The following is a 24,036-nucleotide window of genomic DNA, read 5'->3' as shown; positions in this document are numbered from 1 at the left end:
GTCCCCCGCTGCGGCTAAGGCTGGTTCTCAGAAGCTGGCGGGGCGATGCGACCGCTGTCATGGCGCAAGTGTGAGAAGCTCGCGACGGCCCAGGCCATCGAACGCAGAGTCTTGAGTTGCCCACATGCACCCCAGGACGGTTCGTCCTTGGCGCTCTTCCGGCTCTCCATAGCTGCCTTCGGCGTTTACGGCCGACGCAGTCTAAATCACGATCGACGACAAACGGAGTGGCGCGAAAAAACGGAGAGAGTTAGCGATTGAGAAATCAAATTTCACTGAAGAGGATGTACGTCGTCTCAGAAGGGCCAAGCATGCCAAGTGTCGGGCGTTGATAATGCCTAAACGCCTTTTAACACGGCATCAATCCTTGAACTGACAACTGTCAAATGTGTGCCTCTCGCGGAGATGCGGGTACCTATTCAGCATTGCATCGAATGCGGAGTGCGTAACGATCCACCGATCTATGATTGGCTGGCGATATTTCGGTCCGTGTGGGTTGCTTCGCAACGCTCCGTGTATCCGTTCGTATCGTGCAACCACCTCGCCGTCAAGAAACCACTCAAGAGGGTTTTGAGGGTTAGGCAACCAGCCAAGTCCGTCGCGCCACTCCAACGGTGGCCGGATTTCAAAGTGACAGTGCGATAACCTCTGGTGCCCGCCGACAAAAAGCCCCGAAACAAACCGACCCCGATCAATTTCTAGCGGCTCTCCGATCCACCAGACGAAGGATCTTCCGCCGGGGCATGTCGGCACTTTCGGCACAGTGATGAGAAAGGAATCCTCGGCTTCTTCAAACCAGTAGTGTAGATCATAGTCTTCCTTCCAGGTGAAGTCCCTCGTTCGCGCGGCAATGACCCTCCACCGATCTTCAACACAGGCCCCCTTGGTTGCTTCCAGCATACGCTTACATCGCGTTTCCAAATCAACGTCCTGCCCACCGTACTCAGATTCTGCTGGCCAGTCGTCTATGAGCCTGATCGCGCCAGGACGTCTCCGCTGAATCCAGGCGTCTTCATTGGGAAGGATCGCTTGGCACAACTTCGCTATCTGTGTATTGCCGCACCAGTCCGCGCTCAGGATGGAACTAACTGCGTTCCCGAATGCCTTCTCCGCCTGCGCGGTCACGTACGTAAAGTCACCATGGCGGTGTGGTCCGTGTTGTTTCCGGTCGTGACTGCTGCGGTCGACTTGGTCGATCAACTCCTTGGCAATGAGACCTTCGAGCTTCTCGAATCGGAACCCGAACAGCCCGCAGAAACGCAAGAGCATGTGAACTGATGAAAACTTGTTTGCAAGACTAACCGAGCCCAGCTCTGTGGGTGGGATCTCAAGCAATTGTCCATCTAAATTGTCGCTCTCTTGCACAGATCGCTCCGGTTTATCAGGCACCGAGAATGCGGGGCCATCTACGCCCAAGGCCTGAGCGTTTCGGGTCAAGACAATCCACGCCTGCAGGCGACAGACAAAATCGCCAGCCTGGAGCAAACTCTCAATCTTTGCCGAGGCCTCTGAAAGACTATCCGGGTAAAGAACTGCCCACGACTCAGCAGCGCTGAGCAACCATCTTCGCGGCCATTCACCAGCAACTTCGTCGAAGAGCCGCGAGATAATGGTCGGCCGCTGAGCGACATAGCTGTGGATCCCTTCCAGTGCCGCCACCGTAACCTCAACGCTGAATGTGTCCAGCAGTACCTTGCTAAGCTCTACGAAGACCTCATCGGCTGATTCCAGCTGCGCATCGGGGAGTGCTGACACCTTGCCTCCCCGTTCTCCGCCGAAAGCCCAGCGCATGTGCATATCAAGCTGAACACGAAGTCCTTCGATCAACGCGTCGTTGCCGTGCTGCTGAGCTCGCCGATGCGCGATCGCCAGGAGTCCGCTGGCGTGCCTCCAATACCGACTCTCGTCATCCTGGTCTTTGAGAAAGTCTTCAAGTTCTTTCCACCATTCACTCTCACTCCGCGGCCCAACGGGTGGTAACCCCTGGTCTTCAGTCGTCGAATGCTCACGATCCTCCTCATCGCTCTTTCTCAATACGACCGGACTTACCGATCCCATTGCCTCTTTGAACTCGCCTCTTCGCTCAAGTGATGCGTATTTGAGTAAGGCATCTCGTAGCGCCATTAGCGCGGACGTATCGCCATTTTCATGCCAGTAGCTCAGCGATAAGGCGACACTCCAAGTCTGCAGAATCTCGTCGTCACTGATGGACAGACCTTGCGCTAAAGCTAACGTGAATCCTTCAACAAATTGCTGTCGCAGCTGATAGTGCCAATCTCGCTCGCACTTTCTTGGGAATGTCGTCGAAGCCAAACGCCACCAAGCAGTGATTTTACCCGAGCGAATTGCAGCGGCGCTGATGCTCGTGAGAATCTCCGACTCTACTCGATTATCCCCACCTTTTTCATCACAGATGCGACACAGCTCCCAAAGCCTCCATCCTTCACTAGACCAGATTTCTGGGGCATTCTGCGCAGCATCCGCAAACCAGTCTTGCGTTCTAGAAAACGAATACTCTTTTCGTTCGACGTAGCCGACTATCAAGTTGCTTGCACGGCTCTCGGCATAATCGGCCACCTCGTGCATTCCAATCGACCGGGCTAGCGGTGAAAACTCCCTGACGGCTTCTCTTGCTTCCTGCGTCGCCCATTCCCATGCCCTCCCGGTGTCCCCTATGTACACCCTAACCCACTCTCGGAGCACATCGAGCCTTCCATGTCGGTTCACTACATCCCAGATTGCCCTAACCCGCGAACCACGAACAACATCCATAGCAAAGGGCAATGCCGCATCGAATGCTGCATGATCATGACTGCCTCCGAGCTTGCCGCAATACTCGGCCAGCGCTTCTGCGAGCGTGGCCGCTTCTTTCCTACCCACAAACTCATATGGCGCCATGTAAATGACGTCGCCCCACAAGGCTTGCAAGAGCTGTTGGATATAGTCTGGTGCAAACAGGGCGGACGCTGATTCCCAATCAGCTTGAGCAGAATAGCGGTCTAGCCTCCCTACGACCGCAGCTGCACGAAAAAGCAGCCGCCACGCGTTGATTACTGCTTCTTTGTCTGGTGGCTCAAAGGCCTTGTAGACCAAGTCGGCAATGTCTCCCGTGTCCAAGCTGGTGTTACTCCATCCGAGCGATCTGGCGGTGTTCACGTATTGTGCTAGGTTGAGGTCGCTTCCGGCATGGTGCTTCGGTACCCTGGGCAGCTTTTCGCAGGCGTGCTCAGCGTTCAGAATCCAATCGGATCCCGACGCAACGCCTGCCCTTAATGCGTACCAGGAGGCCTCAAGGAGGAACTCGTTGCTGAGTGATCCAATGTGGTCTTCAATCATGGCGCAGGTTTCGGCGACCATGTCCCAGGCCTCGGCTTTCGCGAGGTTCCGGATGGCTAACTCGAAATTCGTGAAGAAAAGTGGTTCGTGTTGAGCAAAGAGCTCAGTTGCGGAACCAACGGATGGCAACGCAGTGACTTCATCAACGAAACCTCTTTCGAACGCATGGAAGGCATCTTCCTCGATCGCAGGCGCTTCTTGAGGCAAATCCCCCCCGAACTCCCACTTCAACTTGGCGGAGAGTGACCCGAGTACCTCAAAATCACTAACAGCCATGTCGCTGAGCCGAGGCTCATCGTTTTGACGAATGCGGCCAGTGACATCGGATGAGAGATCTGGTATCGCCCTGACGACATCGTCAATTCGCAAATCGCCCAACCAACGGGACAGGAGTCCGAGTGCTCGATCGTCGTCGCCGCCTGCGACTAGTTCATGGGCATCCCAAACTAACTGGTGAAAGTCCGCTTGCTGCCATTGGTCGAGTGGACGTACTCCCGCCTCTGCTGGAAGGAAGGGCGGTAACTCATTTTGCAATGGCTCGATCTGCAAATAGTGTTCAGAAAACTCATTGACCCGATCAAGAGTATCGAGTGCGCAAGACACTGAGACCACCTTACACCAGTCTTTGGCGAAGGGCAGTGAGGCTACCGCTGCTTCCCCTTCTTGATGCAGCTGATTCGCTTCTATTCCGAGCACTGCACCTTCCAATACCCAATCTACGTCAAAAAGAGTCGCGGCCTCAACTATGCGACCGGAGAGCCTTAGAAGTGAGAACAGCTGAAGGTGTGCGCCAAGGCGATCAGACGCACTATCAGCGTAGTAGTCAACGATCTGAGATGCGACAGTTCGCCGCTCTTCCGCATTGAATGCGTTGAACCGTGATGCGAGAAACACTCGGACGTCGTTGTGCCTGATGAGGTACCGGTCGCCTTCTCTTCGCAGTAGCGGACCTAGATCATTCAGCACCTGCTCCCACCACGGGACGGGCTTCTCCCACACACCGAAGATTCTGGATAGTTGCTGCGATGTGATCGGTGTTCGAGCCAGTGAGATAGCTCCTGCAAGGGGGCAACTCAGGTCCTTTGCATCGCCTAACGCATCGGTCCATATGGAATCATAGTACTGGGACAACCCATCTTTGAGGGAGCGAGCGTCCAGCCGTGACTCGAGTTCCTCGAGCGTATTGCACAGCTCGGCTTCTGCAACAGCAAATACCACGGACAGTGTGTTACCTAACGAGTACCTGTTGATTAGGCGCGCTACGTCGTCCGTTTGTGACCGATTAAGAGGTGCAGACGACTCCTGGAGGAGGCACTTGATGTCAACCTGCTCAAGTACAGGCAAGTCAATGCAACGGACTTTCGGATGTTCTATCGTGAGCCACGTCGGGTACCGGTCCATGTAGTACTGGGACGGCTGACCGGCTATCAGCAGCCGAATCTGCCTTGAATGTGTTTCGTCCGGCGATGGCAGAGAAGAGAAGAACTTGCCAACTTGATCGGGCAGAATCTGCGAGGCACGTGCTGCGTGGTCGATTCCATCAATCGCGATTACGAATCGTCTACCGAGTTCCTGTCCGAGGGTGTCAGCAAGCCTTAACACATGTTCTCTCGCCTCTTGCCACGAAAGGAACTCGTTGCGTAACGGGACCTTTAATTCGTTGAGTCGACCAGTGAGCCCTCGTCTTAGCTGATTTAAAAGGGATAACCACAGCTCTTCCGGTGTGACGCGTGAAGAATCTGGGGAGATAAACGGCTGCTCTGGTCGGATCGGCTCGAAACAAAAGAACCTGACCCCTATGATTCCTTGGAAGGCTTGATCTGTCCTGCGGTTCGCCAGCCAACTTACCGCGCTTGTTTTCCCAGCCCCGGGCTCTCCAGTTAGGAACACTACTGGCTCTACATTTTCATCGAGCAAGTCTCTTTGCAGCTGCTCGGCGACGGGCAATCGAGTTGGAAAGAAGGGAGATGGAGGTGGTGGGGCGGGAGCGAAGTCTTTTGACGCCGGCGCGAGGGTCAACGCGCTGCAAAGATCCTCAACCGTGACACCATCGTGCCCCGTAGTCCATGTACGCAGTTCCCGGCACAACGCATCGAAAAGCGGGGCGGCCTGTTCATTGGTTATCCCAAACGCATCCGCTAGCGACGTGCGAATGTCGGACTCCAGTCCATCCAGGTCATCCTCTTTTGTTCGGATGTGAAGCCGCTTCAGAAACTCAGTCGCGTCGTGATTATGCCCCCTAAAGCAGGCTATCCACTCGCCCCATGCTGGTGCGTAATCCAATTGCTTGTCATCGACCGACGGCACGGAAATGTCCGCGAGATCGCTTGACTCAAGTTCCTGCTGAAGCCACTGCCAGAACTCCAGGAGAGGGGGGCGGCGATCGCCGTTCTGACGTGTTGACCAACGTGAGCCGTCTTCGCGATTGGTATAGAGGACCAACTCGTGTGCGGGGGCGAGCAGTCCGCCGTTCCTGGCGCCCTCGAAGAGACTGCCGAGGAGCGACTTTCCGGAGTCGTCTACCTCAACCAAACTACCGAAGGTTAGGTTGTGTTCTTCGCGCGTGTGTTTGACCTGGAAAAAGCGCTTGCCGTTGGAGTGTACGACTACTACATCGTCCCATCCTTGAAGTGCCGCGACCTGAAAGGCCACCTTCTCTATGCCTTCGTCTGGGTTCAGAAGCTTCACGACTTCGACCAGACCCACGAACCACTCGTACCAATACGGATGCGCCTGGCCTGATGTGTCATGGATAGTTGACATTGGGGACCCCCAGGCGCCTGTGACGTGATGATGCTGATAACGGAATTGCGGAGTTCATTGGTAGAGAGCTGAGCTTATGGGCACGTTTCGCAGAAATCCGATCTTAGCCGAGCCGGGGGAAGGCTTGACAGTGCGAAGCGGGCTGATGCCTCGGTCAGAACTTAAGGGAAGCTTCAGTCCTATTTAGGCCCATGCAACTCCTGAACCTGCGTCGAAACGACACTCCTGCGCGGCCAAGCCGACGGTCGTGAAGTGCGTCATGAGGGCGTGTCCTTCGTCGCGAACGAAGCGAACGTCGGTTGCAATAACCGACCGCAGATTTTGGTCATAGGATATAACCGAATCTGGACCAGCTTCAGCCGATTCTCGTTTCACCCCCCCCGCGGGCGGTGAACGAGCCCCCTGCCAGTCTCCCTTGCGGATCTCCCGCCGCCTCCCGGCGGACGCACCGGCGCCCTGTGAATTGCCCCGTAAATGCCGGGGACGGCGTACATGCTCGTGGCGGGACGTCCTGGCCTAGGGGGACCGCAGGCGCCTGCCTGCGTAGGTGCGGGAGACTGTTCGGACTTGACAGTTCTGCGGCAGCGAGGGCAAGTCGCTCTCGCCGTGCGGGCCGGGGAGCGTAGAATCTACCGGCGCCCCCGGCGACTTGCCTCCGGGGAATCCGCTGCGGTGCGCCCGCGACGAGACCCCTCGGCTCGCCTGCGAGTCTCCCCGACTTGCCTTCGAGCCCCCGGCTCGCCTTCGCGGCAAACCCAATCGCCGTTCTGCAGGAGCAGCCGATCGTGACCAAGGGAGATTCCTGGATCAACGCCCGCCCGGAGGGGCTGTGCCTGGCGCTGCTCGCGTCGATGCTCACGTCGATGCTCACGTCGGTGCTCACGTCGGTGCTCGCGTCGGTGCTCGCCACGTGCGCCGCCGCCGCCCCCGCGGCCGATCAGTTCTTCGACTCCGACGGCGTGACGATCCGGTACGTCGACCAGGGTCCGCGGGACGGCGAGCCGCTGCTGTTGATCCACGGCTTCGCGGCGAACATCGAGTTCCAGTGGGGACCGATCTTGCCGACTCTGACGAAGGAGCGACGGGTCGTCGCCTTCGACTGCCGCGGCCACGGCAAAAGCGACAAGCCGCGCCATGCCGAGGCGTACGGACTGAACATGGTGAAGGACGCCGAGCGGTTGCTTGCGCACTTGAAGATCGAACAGGCCGACGTCCTGGGATACTCGATGGGCGCCGGGCTCGCGGGGCGCTTCGCGATGCTCTATCCCCAGCGGACCCGGTCGCTGGTGATGGGGGGCGCGGGATTGATGCCCGACGCGGCGTTCACCGCCGTCTTCACCGAACTGGCGACGACGCTCGAGAAGCAAGGGAGCATGGCCCCGCTCGTGCGGGCGCTCACCCCCCCCGGAGCGCCGCAGCCGAGCAACTTCCAGGTGCGCAGCGCCGACATGGTGATGATGGGGATGAACGACTCGCGGGCGCTGGCCGCCATGGTCCGCGGTTTTTTGCCGATGCTGGCCGCCGACGCGAAGGAGCCGCCGGAGCATTGGCGGCAAATCACGGCGCCGACGCTGGCAATCGTCGGCGGCGCCGATCCGTTGGCCCCCAGCGTCCGCCGGTCGGTGGCGATGTTGCCGGACGCGAAGCTGGTCGTCATCCCCCAAGCCGACCACGTGACGGCCGTCCTGGCGCCGCAGTTCGTCAAGTCGGTCGACGAGTTCCTCGACGCCGTGCCGGCGGCGACCCCCTGACGATCGGCATGGCGAGTCTCTCCGCAATGAACGCCGAGACCCAGAGAACACCCGTACGCAGCGAACGCTCCGGAAGAAGCTGAATCGAATCTCCCGCGACTTCGGGCAAACGAGACCGTCGAAGCACGTTGACGAATCGCGGTGTAACCCCGTTCCCTTGGATAATCGACCGCGATGTCGCGTCTTCGTCCGCCGATCAGTGATTCGCCTTGGCTGTGGTTCGCGCTGTTCTCGGCGGTCGGATTGTCGGCGCTGTTGGCGACGGGGGGGAAGTTCGGCAAGCGGCAGGCGAACATCGAGAACAAGTACAAGGCCCGCAGCGCCGCAGCCGCGGGAACGCTCGAGATCGAGACCGAGGGCTCCGGCGCGAAGCGGGTGAAGCAGGCCCCCGAGTACTCGAGCCCCGGGGCGACGATGATCCCGCTGTGGCCGCTGGAGATCCTGCTGGGAATCGTTTGCGCCGGCTCGACGGCGATGCTCGCACGAAGTCGGTTTGCCGATCCGTAACTCAGGCTGTCGTTTCCCGGGACATCGCGAGCGGGGCGACAAGTCGCGACTTGCACGCAATCCGAACGGTCGCTGGGCGGTTCGACGCTTGAGAGACGGCGCCGCCGTCGTCCGGGAGACCTGCTTCCATGTCGCCGCTGGAGAATCCGTTGCCGATCTGGCTGGGGGGCGCCGTTCTGGCGACCTTGGCGGGGATCGTGTTTCTCGCACGGCGGAATCTCGCCTCGCTGGCGACGCTCGCCGGGGTCGTGCTGCTGACGCTGCTGGCGGCGGCGGTTGAACGACTGATCGTCACGCCGCGCGAGCAGGTCGAGGGAGCGGTCGCGGCGGCGCTCGGGGCGATCCAAGCGAACGATCTGCCGGCGGTGCTCGCCCTGATCGATCCCGCGGCGACCGCCGTGCAAGCCGACGCGAGCGCCGCCATGCCGCAGATCGACGTTCAGCGCGCAGGGATCGAAGGGCGACTCGAGATCGAATTCGCCCCCGGCGGCGAACCGGCCCGCGCGACGGCTAAGTTTCGCGGCCTGCTGATCGGCAACGCCCGGCGCGGCGGGGCGACGGTCGGCTTCCGCGATCAGGTCGAGATCGACTGGGTCCGCCGCGGCGAAGCGTGGCTCATCGACGACTACCGCGTCTTCGACAACGGCCGCCCGATCGACGCCGTCGGCCGCGCGCGGCGCTGAAGGCGACCGCACCGGCACGGCTCGTTCGACTCTCAGGCGCCTGCCGGCGGTTCCGGCGCGGGGCCTTCTTGCCGCGGCGGGAAACCGCGGGGGAAGAACTCGCGGTCGGGGACGTAGGGGAACTCCTCGCGATAGCCGTCGGCGCCGTCGGGGTCGAGCCGTCCCGGATCGGGCTGACCGTAGCCGGGACCGTAACCGTAGTATCGGGGCTGACTCGGCCGATGACCGTAGGGGCCGAAGCCGCCGTTCACACCGGGAAAGCCGCCGACGAATCCGGGATAGCCGTAACCGAAGCCGCCAAAGCCGACTCCGCCTTGGAAGGCTCCGCCGCCGACCGTCGAGCCGCGCCACGCGTCGTGGAACCGCTCCCACTCGGCGTCGATCCCGCCGCGACCGTTGCCGTAGCTTTGCACGCGATAGACCGTGTCGACCGAGCCGTCGGCGCCGCGGAGCACGGTGCGACTGCGGGTGTATCCGCTGCTCACCAGCCGCGGATCGTCAAGCGGCTCGATTGCCGGCTTGGCCGCGTACTGCGCCACGCGGGCGCCCGTTTCGGGATCGTGCGTGTAACGCCCGGGGCGAAAGATCCAGCTATCCTGCTGCGGCTGAACGACGACCGTGCGTTGGTACGTCGCCGGCTGGACGCAATCGCAAGACGCCTCAGCGGCCGACGAGCGCCGCGTGATCAGCAGCATCGCGAGCAGCGCCGCGGCGAACAGCAGTCGCCAGACGAACATCGGCAGACCCAACAGCGGGGGTACGGGGCGGGACATGGGCGGCGGGGGGGATGAGAGGCGGGATGGCGGAGGAGGGTCTCAGGCAAGTCGGGGCGCACAGCGCGATCGACGCGAAGGTTCAAGCGCGACCTTCCCTTGTCGTTCCCTGCACGACCGCCCGCAGCCGCGACCGCGCTGGTCGCCGGGGCCTGGCGGCCCAACTTTCACTCTGCTTGCTTGAGCCGCACAAGCAAGCCCTCTTCGGCTCGCTCGGGGTCGTAATGGTACTCCTGATCGTCCGGTAGTTCCGGCAGAGTGATTTGCCCGAACTCGATCACGTCCTTCATGAAAGCTTCGTGAGTCGGAGGGTACTTTCCATCGTGTTGCGACTGATAAATGTTCATGTTGTACTTGATCATGTTGAGCGTCATCTGGTGCTCGGCCCAGAATCGGGCGCCGCCGACGGCGCCCAAGTATCCGCCGACGCTCCGCGAGCGCCGGCCCTTGACCGGGTCCTTGGCGTCAAACGACCGCCCCTCGTCCGTCACCGGGGCGACGTCCCCCGGGTCGGGAAGCGCCTTGCCGTCGGCCGTCGCCGCGGCGGCCGTGCCTCGTTCCGGTCCGGCAGGCTCCGCGGGCGCCGTCGCCGCCGGAGCGGTCGCCTGGTCGGCGGGGAGTTCGGGGACCTCGCAGCCCAAGGACGCGAGCGTCACAGCGACGACCAACCCGAGCGAAACGTGCGTTGTCATGGTCGGTGTTCCTTCTGCCGAACCGGGAAGGGAGCGGGGAGTTGAGCAGCCCATGTCATTACCGCAGCGTCGCGTGGGGACGCGGAGCGGACTTGCCCTCGGCTTGGGGGTCCAGCGTCCAGGTGCGCATCGTCGCCAGGACGTCGCGGCGGGTCATGTCGAACGCCAGCGGGGTGAGCGTGATCTTCCCCTCGCGGAGCGCCGACAAGTCGGTTTCCTCGTCTTCGGGCGGGGTCGGCTGCTTGCCGGTCGCCCAGTAGTAGTTGCGGCCGCGCGGGTCGCGGCGGGTTTCGTATTGCTCGCCCCACGGCACGACGCACATCGGGGCGACGACCACCTCGGCCGGCCCGTCGAGGGCGGCCGTGGGGATGTTCAGGTTGAAGAGCTGCGGCCTCTGGTCCTTCTGCTGAAGGATTTGCCGGATGAGCGCTGCGGCCAGCGCGGCCGCCTCGTCATATCGGGCGTGCTCGTCGTATTCCAGCGAGACCGCGATGCTCGTGATTCCAAAAAAGGCTCCCTCGATCGCCGCGGCGACCGTGCCGCTGTACAGGACGTTGATCCCGGCGTTTTGCCCGCTGTTGATGCCGCTGACCACCAGTTCGGGTCGACGAGGGCAAAGCTCGGAGACCGCGAGTTTGACGCAGTCGGCCGGGCTCCCCTCGACCGCCCAGCCGCGGCGGCGCTCGCCGTCGAACGCCTCGCGACACATCAGCGGGGTCAGGTAGGTGATTGCGTGGCCGACGCCGCTCTGTTCGTGCAGGGGGGCCACCACGGTCACGTCGCCCAAGAATTGCAAGTGCCGTTCCAGGGCCGCGAGCCCCGGAGCGTGGATGCCGTCGTCGTTGGTGAGCAGGATTTGCACGCCGTAAACCTCGTTGTCCGCAGGAGTTCCGTCATCATGCCGCTACGACCATCATAACCGTGAGCGTGGCAAAAGAACAACGAGCCCGTGGCGAAGCCGCAACGCCCGGCACGCCGCCTGCTGAGGCGGGCCTTGCTCGCAACCCCGCCTGCAGTTCCGCTCCCGCTCCCTCCTTCAGCCTTCCCCCCTCCCGGGGTCGTGATCCCATTTGCCAAATTGACGGGTGGCTGGGGTCGAACGAAGTGAGCCCCCAGCGAATTCACTGGGGGCTCCGCTGCGCTGCGACCCCAGCCACCCTTCCAAGGGTGCAAATGGTATCACGACCCCTCCCGGCTCCCCCTGCCCAGCGGCGACCCGGGCCTGCTACAATCGCCCGTTTTCCCACCGCGTCGCGGCCCGCAGCACGGGGCCGCCTCTGTGAACAGGATGTCCGCCGATGACCGCCCCGGCAGGCTCGCCCCCCCCTGCTCCGACGGCCGCCGCCTCCGAGCGGGTGCTCGTGCTCGATTTCGGCTCGCAGTACGCCCAGCTCATTGCCCGGCGGGTTCGCGAGCAAAACGTGTACTGCGAAATCGTCCGGCACGACATCACCGCGGCGCGCATCCGGGAGCTCGCCCCGATCGGGCTGATCCTGTCCGGCGGCCCCAACAGCGTTTACGAGCCCGGCGCCCCGCAGTGCGACCCGGGGTTGTTCGACCTGGGCGTGCCGGTGCTGGGGATTTGCTACGGCATGCAACTCATTTGCCAAGCGCTGGGGGGCAGCGTGCAGAACGCCCCGGCCCGCGAGTACGGCCGGGCCGAGTGTGACGTGACGGCCGCGCGCGACGGGCTGTTCGCCGACGTGAGCCCCCAGACCCAGGTCTGGATGAGTCACGGCGACCAAGTCGCGGGGATCGCCGAGGAGTTCGAACCGCTCGCCCGCACGGCGACCTGCCCCTACGCGGCGATCCGGCATCGCTCGCGACCGATTTTCGGACTGCAGTTTCATCCCGAAGTGACCCATACCCCCGAGGGAGCGAAGGTCCTGCGGAACTTCCTCAAGACCTCCTGCGGCGCGGAGGGGGCATGGAAGCTAGGGGACTTCGCCGCCGAAACGATTGAGCGAATCCGCGTGCGAGTCGGCGACGACCGGGTCATCTGCGGCCTGTCCGGCGGGGTCGACTCGTCGGTCGTCGCGGCGCTGTTGTACCAAGCGATCGGGCCGCAGCTGTCGTGCATCCTGGTCGACAACGGGTTGCTAAGGCTCGACGAAGAACGGCTCGTGGTCGACGAGTTCACGAAGCACTTCAAGACCGACCTGCACGTCGTCAAGGCCGAGGAGCAGTTCCTGGGCGTATTAGCCGGGGTCGTCGATCCGCAGGAAAAACGGCGCCGGATCGGGCACACGTTCATTGATTGCTTCGCGGCCGAGGCCCGCAAGATCGAGGGGGCCAAGTACCTTGCACAGGGAACGCTGTACCCCGACGTCATCGAGAGCGGCGCCGCTCCCGACGGGCCGGCCGACACGATCAAACTCCACCACAACGTCGGCGGGCTTCCGGCGGAGTTGGGGTTCGAGCTGATCGAGCCGCTGCGCGACCTGTTCAAGGACGAGGTGCGACGGCTGGGGTTGCAATTGGGGCTCCCCGAGGAGCTTGTGTGGCGTCACCCGTTCCCGGGCCCGGGGTTGGCGGTCCGCTGCTTGGGCGAAGTGACCAAGGACAAGCTCGAAACGCTGCGACAGGCCGACGCGATCGTCGTCGGCGAGATCAAGGCGGCCGGACTGTACCGAGCCACGTCGCAGGCGTTCGCGGTGCTGCTGCCCGTGCAAAGCGTCGGCGTAATGGGGGACAGCCGCACCTACGACAACGCCCTCGCCGTACGATGCGTGAACACCGACGACTTCATGACCGCCGACTGGAGCCACCTGCCGTACGACCTCTTGGCCCGCATCAGCACGCGGATCATCAACGAGGTGAAGGGGGTCAACCGCGTCGTGTACGACATCTCGAGCAAACCGCCTGCGACGATTGAGTGGGAGTAGGTCCGGCATTCCAGCTTGGCAAACGAAGCTGGTCCCGTTCAGGATTTGACAGGCAGGAATTGACGGGGAAGTCGGATCATCGCATCAGTGCATCGACTGCGACGACGCCCAGCATCGCGGCTCCGACGATGAACTTGCCGACGGTTCCCCACAATCGTCCCCAGAAGACGGCTTTGCCCACGGCGACGCTCTCGCCATGGGAACGCATGAGGGTCGTCTCGCCGTAGTACGCCCCGGCGAACGCCCCGAGGGAACCGCCGATCAGGGCGCCGACGAGCGAACCGACCACGGGGATCGGGACGCCGACGCCCGCCCCCGCCAGACTGCCGCCGAAGCCTCCGACAAGCGAGTAGACGATGGAGCGCCGACTTGCGCCTTGTTTGACGGCCCCGGTCGCGCCGGCGGCGAATTCCATCGTCTCGCCGATCAGGGCCAGCGCCGCGAGCCAGCCGACGCAGGCCCAACTCAATCCGCGTCCCGACGCGTCCGTCGCCAGCCAAGCGAACAGGGCGGCCAACCCGACGACGAGCCAGTTGCCGGGCGCTCCGAACAGGTTGCCAAGCCAGGCAAGCGTGCAGGCGACGACAAGCGTTCCGGCAAGCAAGTAGTAAAGCCAAGGGTTCATCGCGGCCTCGCGTGCAATTGTCGCACCCAGATCTTACTCGGGCCGCGTTGCGTTCCGTGGTCGATTCTCCCCGAGAATCGACGGCCATTCTCAGTGAGAATCACCCGCGCGGGGCGGCTTGGACTCCGGAGGCTCTTTTGGGTAGTGATGCCACTTGCGCCCTTGGAAGGGCGCCTCGGGGTCGCAGCGCAGCGGAGCCCCCAGGGAATCCGCTGGGGGCTCACTTCGTTCGACCCCAGGCGCCCTTCAATTTGGCAAATGGTACCACGACCCGCTTTTGGGGCGCCTTGCCAGCCCTCGCCCCGGGCGCGTAGGCTGGTGGATCGCGCGGTCGGCTCGGGGCCAGCTTGAACGTCCCCCAACCGCGAATCCCGCCGCTTACCCTTCCTGCCGCCGTCTCCCTCGATCGCGAAGCCCCCTATGGCCCAGCAGTACATTTACCAAATTTCCAGCCTCACCAAGAAGATCGGCCAGCGCGAGATCCTCAAGGACATTTGGCTGGCGTTCTACCCCGGCGCCAAGATCGGCGTGCTGGGGCGCAACGGCAGCGGAAAGAGCACGCTGCTGAAGATCATGGCGGGGCTCGACAAGGACTTCGAGGGGGAGGCTAAACTTACCGCTGGGTTCACCGTGGGGCTCCTGTCGCAGGAGCCGCAACTCGATCCGACGAAGAACGTTCAGGAGAACGTCGAGGAAGCCGTCGCCGGGACGCGGGCGCTGCTCAAGGAATTCGAGGAGATCGGCGACAAGTACGCCGAGGTCGGCGACGACCCCGACGCGATGGAAAAGCTGATGAACCGGCAGGGGCTGCTGCAGGACAAGATCGACGCGGCCAACGCTTGGGAACTCGATCGGCAAATTGAAATCGCGATGGAAGCGATGAACCTCCCCCCCGGGGACGCCGACGTCACTAAGCTTTCCGGCGGCGAGAAGCGGCGGGTCGCCCTCTGCCAACTCCTGCTGCAGCAGCCCGATCTGTTGCTCCTCGACGAACCGACCAACCACCTCGACGCCGAGAGCGTCCTGTGGCTCGAACGCCACTTGGCCGAGTACCACGGCACGGTCGTCGCCGTGACGCACGATCGGTACTTCCTCGACAATGTGGCCCAGTGGATTCTGGAGCTCGAGTACGGTCGCGGCTTGCCGTTCGAGGGGAATTACTCGGCATGGCTGGAGCAAAAGGCGAAACGGCTCGAGTTGGAAGAGAAGCAGAAGAGCGCCCGGCAAAAGATGCTCGCCAAAGAGCTGGAGTGGGTCCGTTCGAGCCCCAAGGCTCGGCAGTCGAAGAGCAAGGCCCGCGTGCAGGCGTACGAGAAGCTGGCCGCTGAGGAATACCAGGACAAGTCGGACGAGCTCGAGATCCAAATCCCGCCGGGAAAACGCCTGGGAACCAAGGTCATTCAGGCGGTCAACCTGTCGAAGTCGTACGGCGATCGCGTGATCTTTGAGAACGTCAACTTCAGCTTGCCCCCGGGGGGGATCGTAGGGATCATCGGCCCCAACGGCGCCGGCAAGACGACCCTGCTGCGGATGCTGATGGGACAGGAACAACCCGACAGCGGCGAGCTGGTCATCGGCGAGACCGTGGAACTCGGCTACGTCGACCAATCGCGCGACGATTTGGCGGCCGACAACACGGTGTGGCAAGAGATCTCCGGCGGGCTCGACAACCTGGAGATGGGGGGGCGGGTGATGAACAGCCGGGCCTACGTCTCGCGGTTCAACTTCACCGGTCCCGACCAGCAGAAGAAGGTCGGCGTCCTGTCCGGCGGCGAGCGGAACCGCGTCCATCTTGCTAAGCTGCTGCGCCGCGGGACGAACGTGCTGTTGTTGGACGAACCCACCAACGACCTCGACGTCGACACGCTGCGGTCGCTGGAAGAGGCGGTCGCCAACTTCGTCGGGTGCGCGGTGGTGGTGAGCCACGACCGCTGGTTTCTCGACCGGTTGGCGACCCACATTCTGGCGTTCGAGGGGGACGGTTACGTCCACTGGTGCGAGGGGAACTTCCAAACCTACGAGACCCAACGCCACGAACGCCTGGGGACGGCCGCTGACGAACCGCACCGGTTCCGGTATAAGAAACTGCAGCAGAGTTAATCGTCCGTCGCCAACGGACCACAGACAACGGACCACAATCTCCTCCGCCATGAGCACGACCAGCGTAGGTTCGAACGCCCAGTATTCCGACAACTGGGACAACGTCTTCGGCGACAAGAAGGCCAAGGGGAAGAAGTCCAAGGGCGCCAAAGCGAAGGGCAAGGCGGCGAAGAAAGCCGCCGTAAAGAAGGCCTCGCCGGGCAAACCGGCGTCCGCCAAGAAAGACGCCAAGGTCGCGAAGTCGGCGAAGCCCGCAAAGACCAAGACAGCCCGCGGGGACAAGGGCTCGGCGAGCGCTCGCCACCAGGCGGCGCCAAAGCCGAAGGGCGCCGCGCCGGCGGCGAAGAAGCTCGCCGGGAAGCATCCCAAGCCGACGACCAAGGCCGCAAAAAAGACCCCGGCCGCGACCAAGCCGGTCGTCAAGCGTACGCGCAAGAGTGTCGCCGAGCCGGAATTGCGGCAGTTGGAATTGTTCTGAACCGAATTCCAGGGTTGGAGCCCGGTTCGACTGCTGCCGCGACTCACGCCGCACGCTTGCTCGCTGTTGGTTTTCGCCGACCGCCAGGAACTCGGCATGAGCGACTCGCCGTCCGCCGCCGACCGCCCGCAGAAGCCGCGCCATCGGCGGTTGCACTGGCTCACATGGCTGGCGATCGTTGCGGCGACGGCGGCGCTAGGAGTCGTCGTTCCGCCTGGGATGCCGAGCGAAGCGGGACCGGAGTTTCGCCCCCCGAGTCCGGACCTGCCGATGCCGGCGCCGTGGACGCTCGTGCAAACGTGGGAGCACGGCTGGCCGTGGACGTTTCTGACGAGGGAGGTCCCCTACGCATACAGTCCGAGTTGGCAAAACCTCGCCATCGCTCCGCCCGCCGCTGGCGAGTTCGATTACGACCCGCAGCACGATCGGACGCTGCCGCTGGAGGCGGTCCGCCTCCGCGGGGAACCGATCGCGTGGACGGCGCCGGTCGCGTGGAGATTCGCCGGCGGCGAGAGTCGCCGTTGGCGCTGGGGCGCGGCGGCGGCCGACTTGACGGTTTGCATCGTGTTGGTCTCCCTCGCCGCCTGGGCGGTCGAGCGTTGGCGGCGGCGGCGAGGAAGCCTCGTTCGCTGGCGCCTGGCAGACTTGCTGGCTGCTGTGGCGCTGGCTGCGGGGGTCATGGGGTGGGCCCGCTATCACCAGTTGCATCACGCGACCAACCAGCGCGTCGACGAATTGTTCCAGGAAATCTCCGGAGCATGGTGGAACGCCGAGGAAGCTCGCAGGAGCTACTTGTTCCAACTCGCGTACTGGGGCCCGACCGCTGCGACGTCTCCCGACGAAACGCTCCCTCCTCTTGAGCGTCCCCAGTGGCGCGAGTGGGAGTTCGTCGGGCCGCAGTGGCTGGCCCGACTCGTCGGCAGCCGCGAGTTGCTCTCGAACTGCTGGCGACTGCGGCCGATCGACCGCCGGCCGAATCGCATGACTTACAGTTTTGCAGGTTCGGCAACCGACGCCCGCGAGCTTTCCGCCTCCTCCGACTTGTCAACCCTGCGGATCGCCGCCCCCGAGTGCCTCATCGAGGACCTGCAGCCTCTGACGCGCGTGCCGACGCTGCGGCGGCTTGAGCTCCGCATCGCCGCGACGGAGGAGGAGGTGCGGCAGTTCCTGGCAGACAATTTGGAAGGACGCATCGAACTCGACCCCGCGTCGACGTTCGTCCAGCCGGACAACGTCGCCCTGCGGCGCCTGCGGCGGCGACTCAAGCAGGAAGGCCCTGAGCCGGGGAACGTCGACCCGCGATACTTGTCTCTCGCATCGCTCGACATGGACGACAAGACGCTGCAGAAGTTTGCGCCGTATCTTCTTGAAAACGTGCGGCGCCTGCGGTTCGGCCCGACGAAACTGACCCTCGATGACTGGGCGATCATCGGCCGGTGCCGCTACCTGGAGGAACTCGACACGGGGGACGCGACGCTCTCCGGCCGAGAACTGGCCGTACTGCGGCCGCTGCTGCTGCGCGAGCTGTCGCTGCGGCAGGGAGAACTGACGGTCGAGGACTTCAAATCGCTGGCCGCAATCAAATCGCTCGTCGCCGTCACGGTTCGCGACGCGACGTTCACCGACGCCGAGCAAGCGGAGTTGCGAAATGCGCTCCCCGACGCGGATCTCGAGTTTCGAAAGTCGCCGCCCCCGCAAGGGGCCGACTAGCCGGATTGCGTGCGATCCGGTTTAAGACCAGTGGAAACCAGGACGAATCGCCCTCCGACGACTTTGGCCGTTGGCCGCCGGTCGGGGAAGCGTCGCGGCGTCGTGCGTTACGCGCGGCTGAGAAAATCGCCCGTGCGGGTATCGACTTTAATCACTTCGCCTTGCTTCAGGTACTCGGGCACCTGCACGATGCGACCCGTCGACAGCTTGGCGGGCTTGGTGCGGCTGGTGGCGCTGTTCCCCTTGATGCCGGGGTCGCACTCGACAATCTCCAACGCCACGGCGGCGGGGACTTGCAGCCCCACGCACTCTCCTTCGTAGATCAGGGCGTACAACCCCTCGAGTCCCTCGGTGACGTACCCCATTTCGTCGGCAACGTCGGCCGCGGCGATGCTGTACTGCTCGTAATTCTCGACGTCGAGAAAATGGACGCTTTCGGCGTCCTGATACATCAGCGACACGACCCGCTTTGCAAAGTCGGCGTCCGCCAGGTTGTCGGTTCCCTTGCAGACGAGGTCCGTCTTCTGCTTGGTCACCAAGTGCCGGGCGCGGAACTTGTACAGCGTGCTGCCGCCGCGGGCCGAGGGAGACTGCACCTGGACGGTCTCGATAATGTACGGGGCGTCGTTTTGTTTGAAGATCGAACCGGGCTTAAGGTCTTTGGCGAGCATCGCTGTCGAAGGGGGAATGCGGTGGGAGACGACAGATGAGGACTCGGCCCCGTGCCTGTCATGCGGAATGCGTACGAGAAGTTTAGACGGGCTTGCGGCGGCCGCAAGGCGTCGACTTTCCCGGCCGCTAGCGGCCCGCTTCCTCGCGGTCTTCCAGGCCCAGCCGCTTCATCTTCTTGTACAGCGTCGTGCGGTTCACCCCCAGGGCGTCGGCCGTGGCGTTGCGGTTCCACGCGTGGGCCTCGAGCACCTCGAGAATGATCGCTCGCTCCGGCTCCTCAAGGGCCTCCTTGAGCGTCCGGTGACCGACTCGCTGCGGCCGAAAGGTCGCGGCCCCGGCAATCTCGCGCGGCAAGTCGCCGGGCATGATCAACTCGCCCTTGCCCAGCAGGACGGCCCGCTCGACGACGTTCTGCAGTTCGCGGATGTTGCCGGGCCACTGGTAGGATTCCAGCGCGGCGAGAGCCTCGTCGCTGAAGCCGACGACCTTGCGGCTCGTGTCCTCGAGCAACTGTTCCAGAAACCGCTGAGCCAGCGGCGCCACGTCGCTCCGCCGTTCCCGCAGAGGGGGCAGTTCCAGGTTAATCACGTTGACGCGGTAGTACAGATCCTGCCGAAACTTCCCCTCGGCGACCGCTTGAGCGAGGTCCTCGTTCGTGGCGAGGATGACCCGCACGTCGACCTTAAAGGTCTTGTTGCCGCCGACCTGCTCGAATTGCAGCTCCTGCAGCACGCGGAGCAGTTTCACCTGCATCGCGGGGCTGGCCGTGCCGATCTCGTCGAGGAAGATCGTCCCCCCGTCCGCCTGCTTGAACTTGCCGATCTTGTCCGTCGTCGCGCCGGTGAACGCCCCGACGACATGGCCGAACAACTCGCTTTCCAGCAGATTCTCCGGGAGCGCCCCGCAGGCGACCTCGATGAACGGCTTGCCGGCGCGACTGCTGCGGCGATGGATCGCCCGGGCGATCATGCTCTTGCCGGTGCCGCTTTCGCCGGTCACGAGCACGGTGGCCCGGGTGTCGGCGACGCTGTCGATGACCTCGAACAGTCGCTCCATCCGGGGGTGGGTCCCGACGACGTGGTCGAGCCCGGTGCGCTTGTCAAGCTCGCGGCGGAGCTGAGTGTTCTCCTCGATCACCTGCCGCTGAGCGAGGGCCTTTTCGAGGCTCATCAGCAGTTCTTCGCCGATGAGCGGCTTGGTGAGGTAGTCGATGGCGCCGGCCCGCATCGCTTCGACGGCCTGCTCCGGCTCGCCGTAGCCGGTCATCAGCACGACCTGACTCTCGGGACGGTTGCGGCGAACCTGTTCGAGCAGGCTGAACCCGTCGCCGTCCTTGAGCCGCACGTCGACGAGCAACAGGTCGTAGGCCCGGCGGCTGAGTTGTTCGAGCGCATCGCCGGAGCCGGGGACGGCCTCGACCTCGAGCCCGTGGCTGGCGAGCCACTCGGTCATCGATTCGCGAATGTGACGATCGTCGTCGACGACGAGCAAGGATCCCTGGATCATGGCGCGTGACGCTCCCGGCGGCCGCGGGGACGCGGGAGGCGCCCGCCGACGGCGGTGGCAATACGGCGATGTTGACGCCGCGCGACAGTTGGGGAGCGATGACGCGCGAACCTGATGCCAAACAGATACGTCGCAGGTGGCGACCGGTCAACAAACGCCCCGCGTCGAGGGAGTACCGCCTGGGGCCGGATATTCCGATCAAACCCTCTCTGCCCCTACGACTCGCACAGCCGTTCCTTGAGGCGAGCGGGACGCGTCAGCGTCCGGTTGCATCCGCCAGGAAGCAACTCAGGCCGCTTCGCAATGAGCAAGTTTCTGCGAACGAGGCGCAGGAAACACGGCGCCCCGGCGGGAGAGAGTGTCGCCGGGACGCCGTGGGGGAGAGAGTTCGATTGTCCAACCGGCCGAGCAAGGCGCGGCCGGCGCCATCGGACGCCGAGTTGCCTGCTCGAAACTTTCGACCGCGCCCGCTCGTCGGTTGGTCGTCACGACGGCCCGCCGGCACTCGCCGGGGCCGATGATTGCCTCGTCTCCCTCACGAGCGGCGCCCAGCTGCAAACGTTACAAGGAATCGTGGCGGCGCCGCCGGGGCGAGAGAAGAATGAGGGTAGTGATGCCATTTGCCAATTTGAGGGTGCCTGGGGTCGAACGAAGTGAGCCCCCAGCGGATTCTCTGGGGGCTCCGCTGCGCTGCGACCCCAGCCACCCTTCCAAGGGCGCAAATGGTATCACGACCAGAATGAGACGCGGGTGCGGCGGGCGGACGCACGCTGCCAGGCTCCTCCGCATCGATCCGCTCAATCCGCGACAATCCGCCGGGTCAGTGCGCCCGGGGGTGAGCTTTCTCGTACGCTTCGCGGAGGGTCGCGGTGCTGACGTGGGTGTAGATTTGCGTCGTCACCAGGCTCTTGTGGCCAAGAAGCTCCTGGACGCTGCGGATGTCGGCGCCGCGGTCGAGCAGGTGGGTGGCGAAACTGTGCCGCAGCGTGTGGGGACTGGTCCGCTGGTCGAGCCCCGTCTCGCGGAGATACTTCTCAAGCATACGTCCCACGCTGCGCGTCGTGAGCCGTGTGCCGAACCGGTTCGTGAAGACCGGCGCCTCGCGGCCCCCCTTCTCGCTCGGCGCGAGTTCGCGGGCGGCCAACCACTTTTGGAGCGCCCGGACCGCGTACGACCCGAGCGGCGAGAGCCGCTCGCGGCGCCCCTTGCCGCGGACCCGCAGCACCCCCTGGTCGAGATCGACGTCGCCGTCGTTGAGCCCAACCAGTTCGCTCACGCGCAGGCCCGCCGAGTAGATCGTTTCGAGGATCGCCCGATCGCGGAGTCCGGCATCCCCTTGGGCTGGCGGAGCGGCCAGCAGCTTGCCGACCTCCTCGGTCGTCAGGAAGTGGGGCAGCGACCGACTCTTGCGCGGGTTGCGAAGCGCCCGGGCGGGATTCGTGTCGATCCACCCCTGGCGTTGCCCGAACCGATAAAAGCTGCGGAGCGACGCCAACTTGCGCGCGATCGAGGTCTTGGCGTACCCTGCGTCATGCAAGGCCGAGAGAAATCCTCGCAGCTCCACGGCCGTCACGGTCTCGGGTTCGGGAGTCGCCCCCTGTTCGTCGGCGAAGTACTCCGCGAACGCCTCGAGGTCCTCGCGGTAGCTTTTGATCGTCAGCGGCGAAGCGCCCCGTTCGACATGCAAGTGCCGTAGAAACTGAGCAATCTTGCGGTGCATGGAACGGGCGCGAGTCTTGAGGGGCCAGGAGGACGCTTGCAGAAGCGAGACTTGGGGGACGGAGCAACAATCTCTCGCCCGCGTGCTCCCCCTCAAGACTCGCGCCTCGCGCCCTTCTTCACTCCTCCGAGGGCGTCAGGTTGACGCGGCGCGGGAGGGGGTCGCTGGCAGCTTCGGCGCCGGTGCGAATCTTTTGGCTCAGCACCGCGGCGTCGTACCAGTTGAAGCTGAGCTCGGGATTCGAGGCGAACCGCCCAAGCGTGCGCAGCGCCTCGGCCCGTTGCGAATCTTCAAACAGGAAGACGTACCGTTCTTTCCCCTTCACCAGGGCCAAGACGTTGATGTCATCGTTCACGAAAGGGGACTCCACGCGGCAAGGGCGCAGGCGAGTCGGCGGTCGCGCCAGGGGGGCGGGCTCACGGGCAGGCACTCGCGACGACGGGCCGGGGTCGTCGCAGGCAAGGGCGACGCTTGCGCATCCGTGCGCGTCGGGGACCTTGCCTACTGTGCGTTATCGGTCGCCTGGCCAGCGAGACACCAACTGCGTTTTGCGACTGCCGCCGCGGGCCGAGAGCATCTCGGAGATGTGCATGTGACAGCAGAAGCGAGTGAAGTCGTCGCTCCGCCGGAGGTACGATTCCCACCCGCCGATGCGGCGGTCGTCGCGGAAAAAGGCGTATCCCTGCAGGGCTTGCGTCACGTCGCCGTCGTCGCCGCGGTAGATTCTGGTGTGCGCCAGCACGGGTCCGAAGTGGGGTCCGCACGTCGGTTGGCGCGTCCCGACCTGCGCCGCTGGGAAACACGCGCCGTTTGTTCCGATTGCGCCCGGGGGCGGCGTCGCACCGTCTGTGCCGATCGGAGGACCCGCTAGCGGCCCCGCGCCGGTCCACGGCTGCGCGGCGCTCGAATTTCGTCCTCCTGCCGGCGTCGGCAGTTCCTCCTGTGCCTGCACCCACCGGACGTCGCCGGCAACCTGCTCGCCGGACGTGCTGGGGGCGAAAGGCTCAAGCTCGCTCGAATCGCGACGAGCCGAGCGCATCGCGGGATCGATGAACCGCCCCGACGAGCCCTCCTCCCCAGGAATGCCCGGGAGTTCGCGCCCTTGGTCGACGTCATCGTCGTCGGAGGATCTCGGCGGTTTCGGCAGCGGAATGCAAACGGCTTCGAGGCCCGGAGTGAGCGCCGCCATCTCCGATTTCGCCGCGGCGAGTTCGGCCTCGTAGGCCAAGTCGTCAGGGATGAACTCCTCTTCGGGCGTGCCAAAGGGCAATCCGTAACCCGCGGGGATCTCGTGGAATGCGGGGTTCGCGGCGTACCACTCGACCCGCAGGCCGATTCGCGGCGGATAGTAGGGGGTGTAGTCGGTCACCGAGCCGACGACGACTGCGTCGACCCCCAATTCTGCGGCCAACCGTCGAGCTTCGCCCGGGCTGCGCAGATCAATCCTGTGGGCGATAATCGCTTCCTCGACGACCCCGACCGGAACGACCTCGAACCCGCGGACCCCCTGCAACTCGGCGTAATACGCCATGGCGACTTCGCGGCCGTCGAGGGTCGGCTCGTCGCTTTGGTTGAAGAACGGGGCGACCGCCACGCGGCTCAATTGCGGGAACGGGTTGCGAATGACCGGCTTTTGGGCGGTCTGGGGCAGCACGAGACTGCACCCCGACGCGGCGGAGAGCCACGTCGCCAGCAAGAGAAGCACGATGAGTCGGGCCCGAGGCGCCACGATGTCGTCCGCGTGAAAGGAGCCCCCCTTTCAGGCGTCGCCGCGCAATGCACCGCGCCGCGTGCGGCGAGAATGCGCGTCCTTGTCCTCATCGGCATAACCGGCA

The 24,036-nt window shown here is 63.9% G+C and carries 17 protein-coding genes; 7 read left to right on the top strand and 10 right to left on the bottom strand.

Features of this window, described 5'->3' with window-relative positions:
• Positions 1 to 360 precede the first annotated feature (360 nt).
• Positions 361 to 6,042 carry an ATP-binding protein gene (locus KF688_00290; protein MBX3424089.1) on the bottom strand — a complete coding sequence of 1,894 codons (5,682 nt, stop codon included), beginning with the start codon at positions 6,040 to 6,042 and terminating at the stop codon, positions 361 to 363.
• 776 nt (positions 6,043 to 6,818) lie between these two features.
• Between KF688_00290 and KF688_00285 the strand changes: the two genes are divergently transcribed.
• The 3 genes from KF688_00285 to KF688_00275 all read left to right on the top strand — a co-directional run bounded on the left by KF688_00285 (position 6,819) and on the right by KF688_00275 (position 9,040).
• Positions 6,819 to 7,850, top strand: a complete 1,032-nt coding sequence (locus KF688_00285; GenBank protein MBX3424088.1) for an alpha/beta hydrolase — start codon at positions 6,819 to 6,821, stop codon at positions 7,848 to 7,850.
• Positions 7,851 to 8,024: 174 nt separating this feature from the next.
• Positions 8,025 to 8,357, top strand: coding sequence for a hypothetical protein (locus KF688_00280; GenBank protein MBX3424087.1), 333 nt, complete (start codon positions 8,025 to 8,027; stop codon positions 8,355 to 8,357).
• A 128-nt stretch (positions 8,358 to 8,485) separates the two neighbouring features.
• A complete protein-coding gene (locus tag KF688_00275; protein MBX3424086.1) occupies positions 8,486 to 9,040 on the top strand; it encodes a hypothetical protein in 555 nt (184 codons plus the stop codon).
• A gap of 32 nt (positions 9,041 to 9,072) precedes the next feature.
• Here the strand turns inward: KF688_00275 and KF688_00270 are convergent, their stop codons facing one another.
• The 3 genes from KF688_00270 to surE form a co-directional block, all read right to left on the bottom strand.
• A complete protein-coding gene (locus KF688_00270) occupies positions 9,073 to 9,813 on the bottom strand; it encodes a hypothetical protein (protein ID MBX3424085.1) in 741 nt (246 codons plus the stop codon).
• A 167-nt stretch (positions 9,814 to 9,980) separates the two neighbouring features.
• Positions 9,981 to 10,505 carry a hypothetical protein gene (locus KF688_00265; GenBank protein ID MBX3424084.1) on the bottom strand — a complete coding sequence of 175 codons (525 nt, stop codon included), beginning with the start codon at positions 10,503 to 10,505 and terminating at the stop codon, positions 9,981 to 9,983.
• A gap of 58 nt (positions 10,506 to 10,563) precedes the next feature.
• Positions 10,564 to 11,367: a 5'/3'-nucleotidase SurE gene (gene surE / locus KF688_00260; protein ID MBX3424083.1), complete on the bottom strand. Its 804-nt coding sequence runs from the start codon at positions 11,365 to 11,367 to the stop codon at positions 10,564 to 10,566.
• 436 nt (positions 11,368 to 11,803) lie between these two features.
• Between surE and guaA the strand changes: the two genes are divergently transcribed.
• A complete protein-coding gene (gene guaA / locus KF688_00255) occupies positions 11,804 to 13,390 on the top strand; it encodes a glutamine-hydrolyzing GMP synthase (protein ID MBX3424082.1) in 1,587 nt (528 codons plus the stop codon).
• 76 nt (positions 13,391 to 13,466) lie between these two features.
• Here guaA and KF688_00250 read toward each other — a convergent pair whose 3' ends face one another.
• Positions 13,467 to 14,015: a DUF456 domain-containing protein gene (locus KF688_00250; GenBank protein ID MBX3424081.1), complete on the bottom strand. Its 549-nt coding sequence runs from the start codon at positions 14,013 to 14,015 to the stop codon at positions 13,467 to 13,469.
• 420 nt (positions 14,016 to 14,435) lie between these two features.
• On the opposite strand from KF688_00250, the gene ettA reads away from it, so the two are divergent.
• From ettA to KF688_00235, 3 genes are all read left to right on the top strand, one after another.
• Entirely contained in the window at positions 14,436 to 16,115 is a 1,680-nt protein-coding gene (gene ettA, locus KF688_00245; GenBank protein MBX3424080.1) for an energy-dependent translational throttle protein EttA, read from the top strand.
• Between the two features lie 49 nt (positions 16,116 to 16,164).
• Positions 16,165 to 16,593, top strand: a complete 429-nt coding sequence (locus tag KF688_00240; protein ID MBX3424079.1) for a hypothetical protein — start codon at positions 16,165 to 16,167, stop codon at positions 16,591 to 16,593.
• A gap of 96 nt (positions 16,594 to 16,689) precedes the next feature.
• On the top strand, positions 16,690 to 18,303 hold the full coding sequence (locus KF688_00235; GenBank protein ID MBX3424078.1) for a hypothetical protein: 1,614 nt from the start codon (positions 16,690 to 16,692) through the stop codon (positions 18,301 to 18,303).
• A gap of 107 nt (positions 18,304 to 18,410) precedes the next feature.
• On the opposite strand, the gene KF688_00230 is transcribed toward KF688_00235, so the two are convergent.
• From KF688_00230 to KF688_00210, 5 genes are all read right to left on the bottom strand, one after another.
• The gene (locus KF688_00230) at positions 18,411 to 18,974 is read right to left on the bottom strand and encodes a translation elongation factor EF-P (GenBank protein MBX3424077.1); all 564 of its coding nucleotides are present in this window, start codon (positions 18,972 to 18,974) and stop codon (positions 18,411 to 18,413) included.
• A 127-nt stretch (positions 18,975 to 19,101) separates the two neighbouring features.
• Complete coding sequence (locus KF688_00225) at positions 19,102 to 20,481, bottom strand: sigma-54-dependent Fis family transcriptional regulator (GenBank protein MBX3424076.1); 1,380 nt, start codon at positions 20,479 to 20,481, stop codon at positions 19,102 to 19,104.
• An 820-nt stretch (positions 20,482 to 21,301) separates the two neighbouring features.
• Positions 21,302 to 22,201 carry a tyrosine recombinase XerC gene (gene xerC / locus KF688_00220; GenBank protein ID MBX3424075.1) on the bottom strand — a complete coding sequence of 300 codons (900 nt, stop codon included), beginning with the start codon at positions 22,199 to 22,201 and terminating at the stop codon, positions 21,302 to 21,304.
• A 118-nt stretch (positions 22,202 to 22,319) separates the two neighbouring features.
• The gene (locus KF688_00215; GenBank protein ID MBX3424074.1) at positions 22,320 to 22,556 is read right to left on the bottom strand and encodes a hypothetical protein; all 237 of its coding nucleotides are present in this window, start codon (positions 22,554 to 22,556) and stop codon (positions 22,320 to 22,322) included.
• 156 nt (positions 22,557 to 22,712) lie between these two features.
• On the bottom strand, positions 22,713 to 23,930 hold the full coding sequence (locus KF688_00210) for a hypothetical protein (GenBank protein ID MBX3424073.1): 1,218 nt from the start codon (positions 23,928 to 23,930) through the stop codon (positions 22,713 to 22,715).
• Positions 23,931 to 24,036: the final 106 nt, after the last annotated feature.

Source organism: Pirellulales bacterium (assembly GCA_019636345.1).
Classification (GTDB): domain Bacteria; phylum Planctomycetota; class Planctomycetia; order Pirellulales; family Lacipirellulaceae.
The sequence above is the reverse complement of the archived record's forward strand: the minus strand, read 5'-3'. Positions and strand labels throughout refer to the sequence as shown.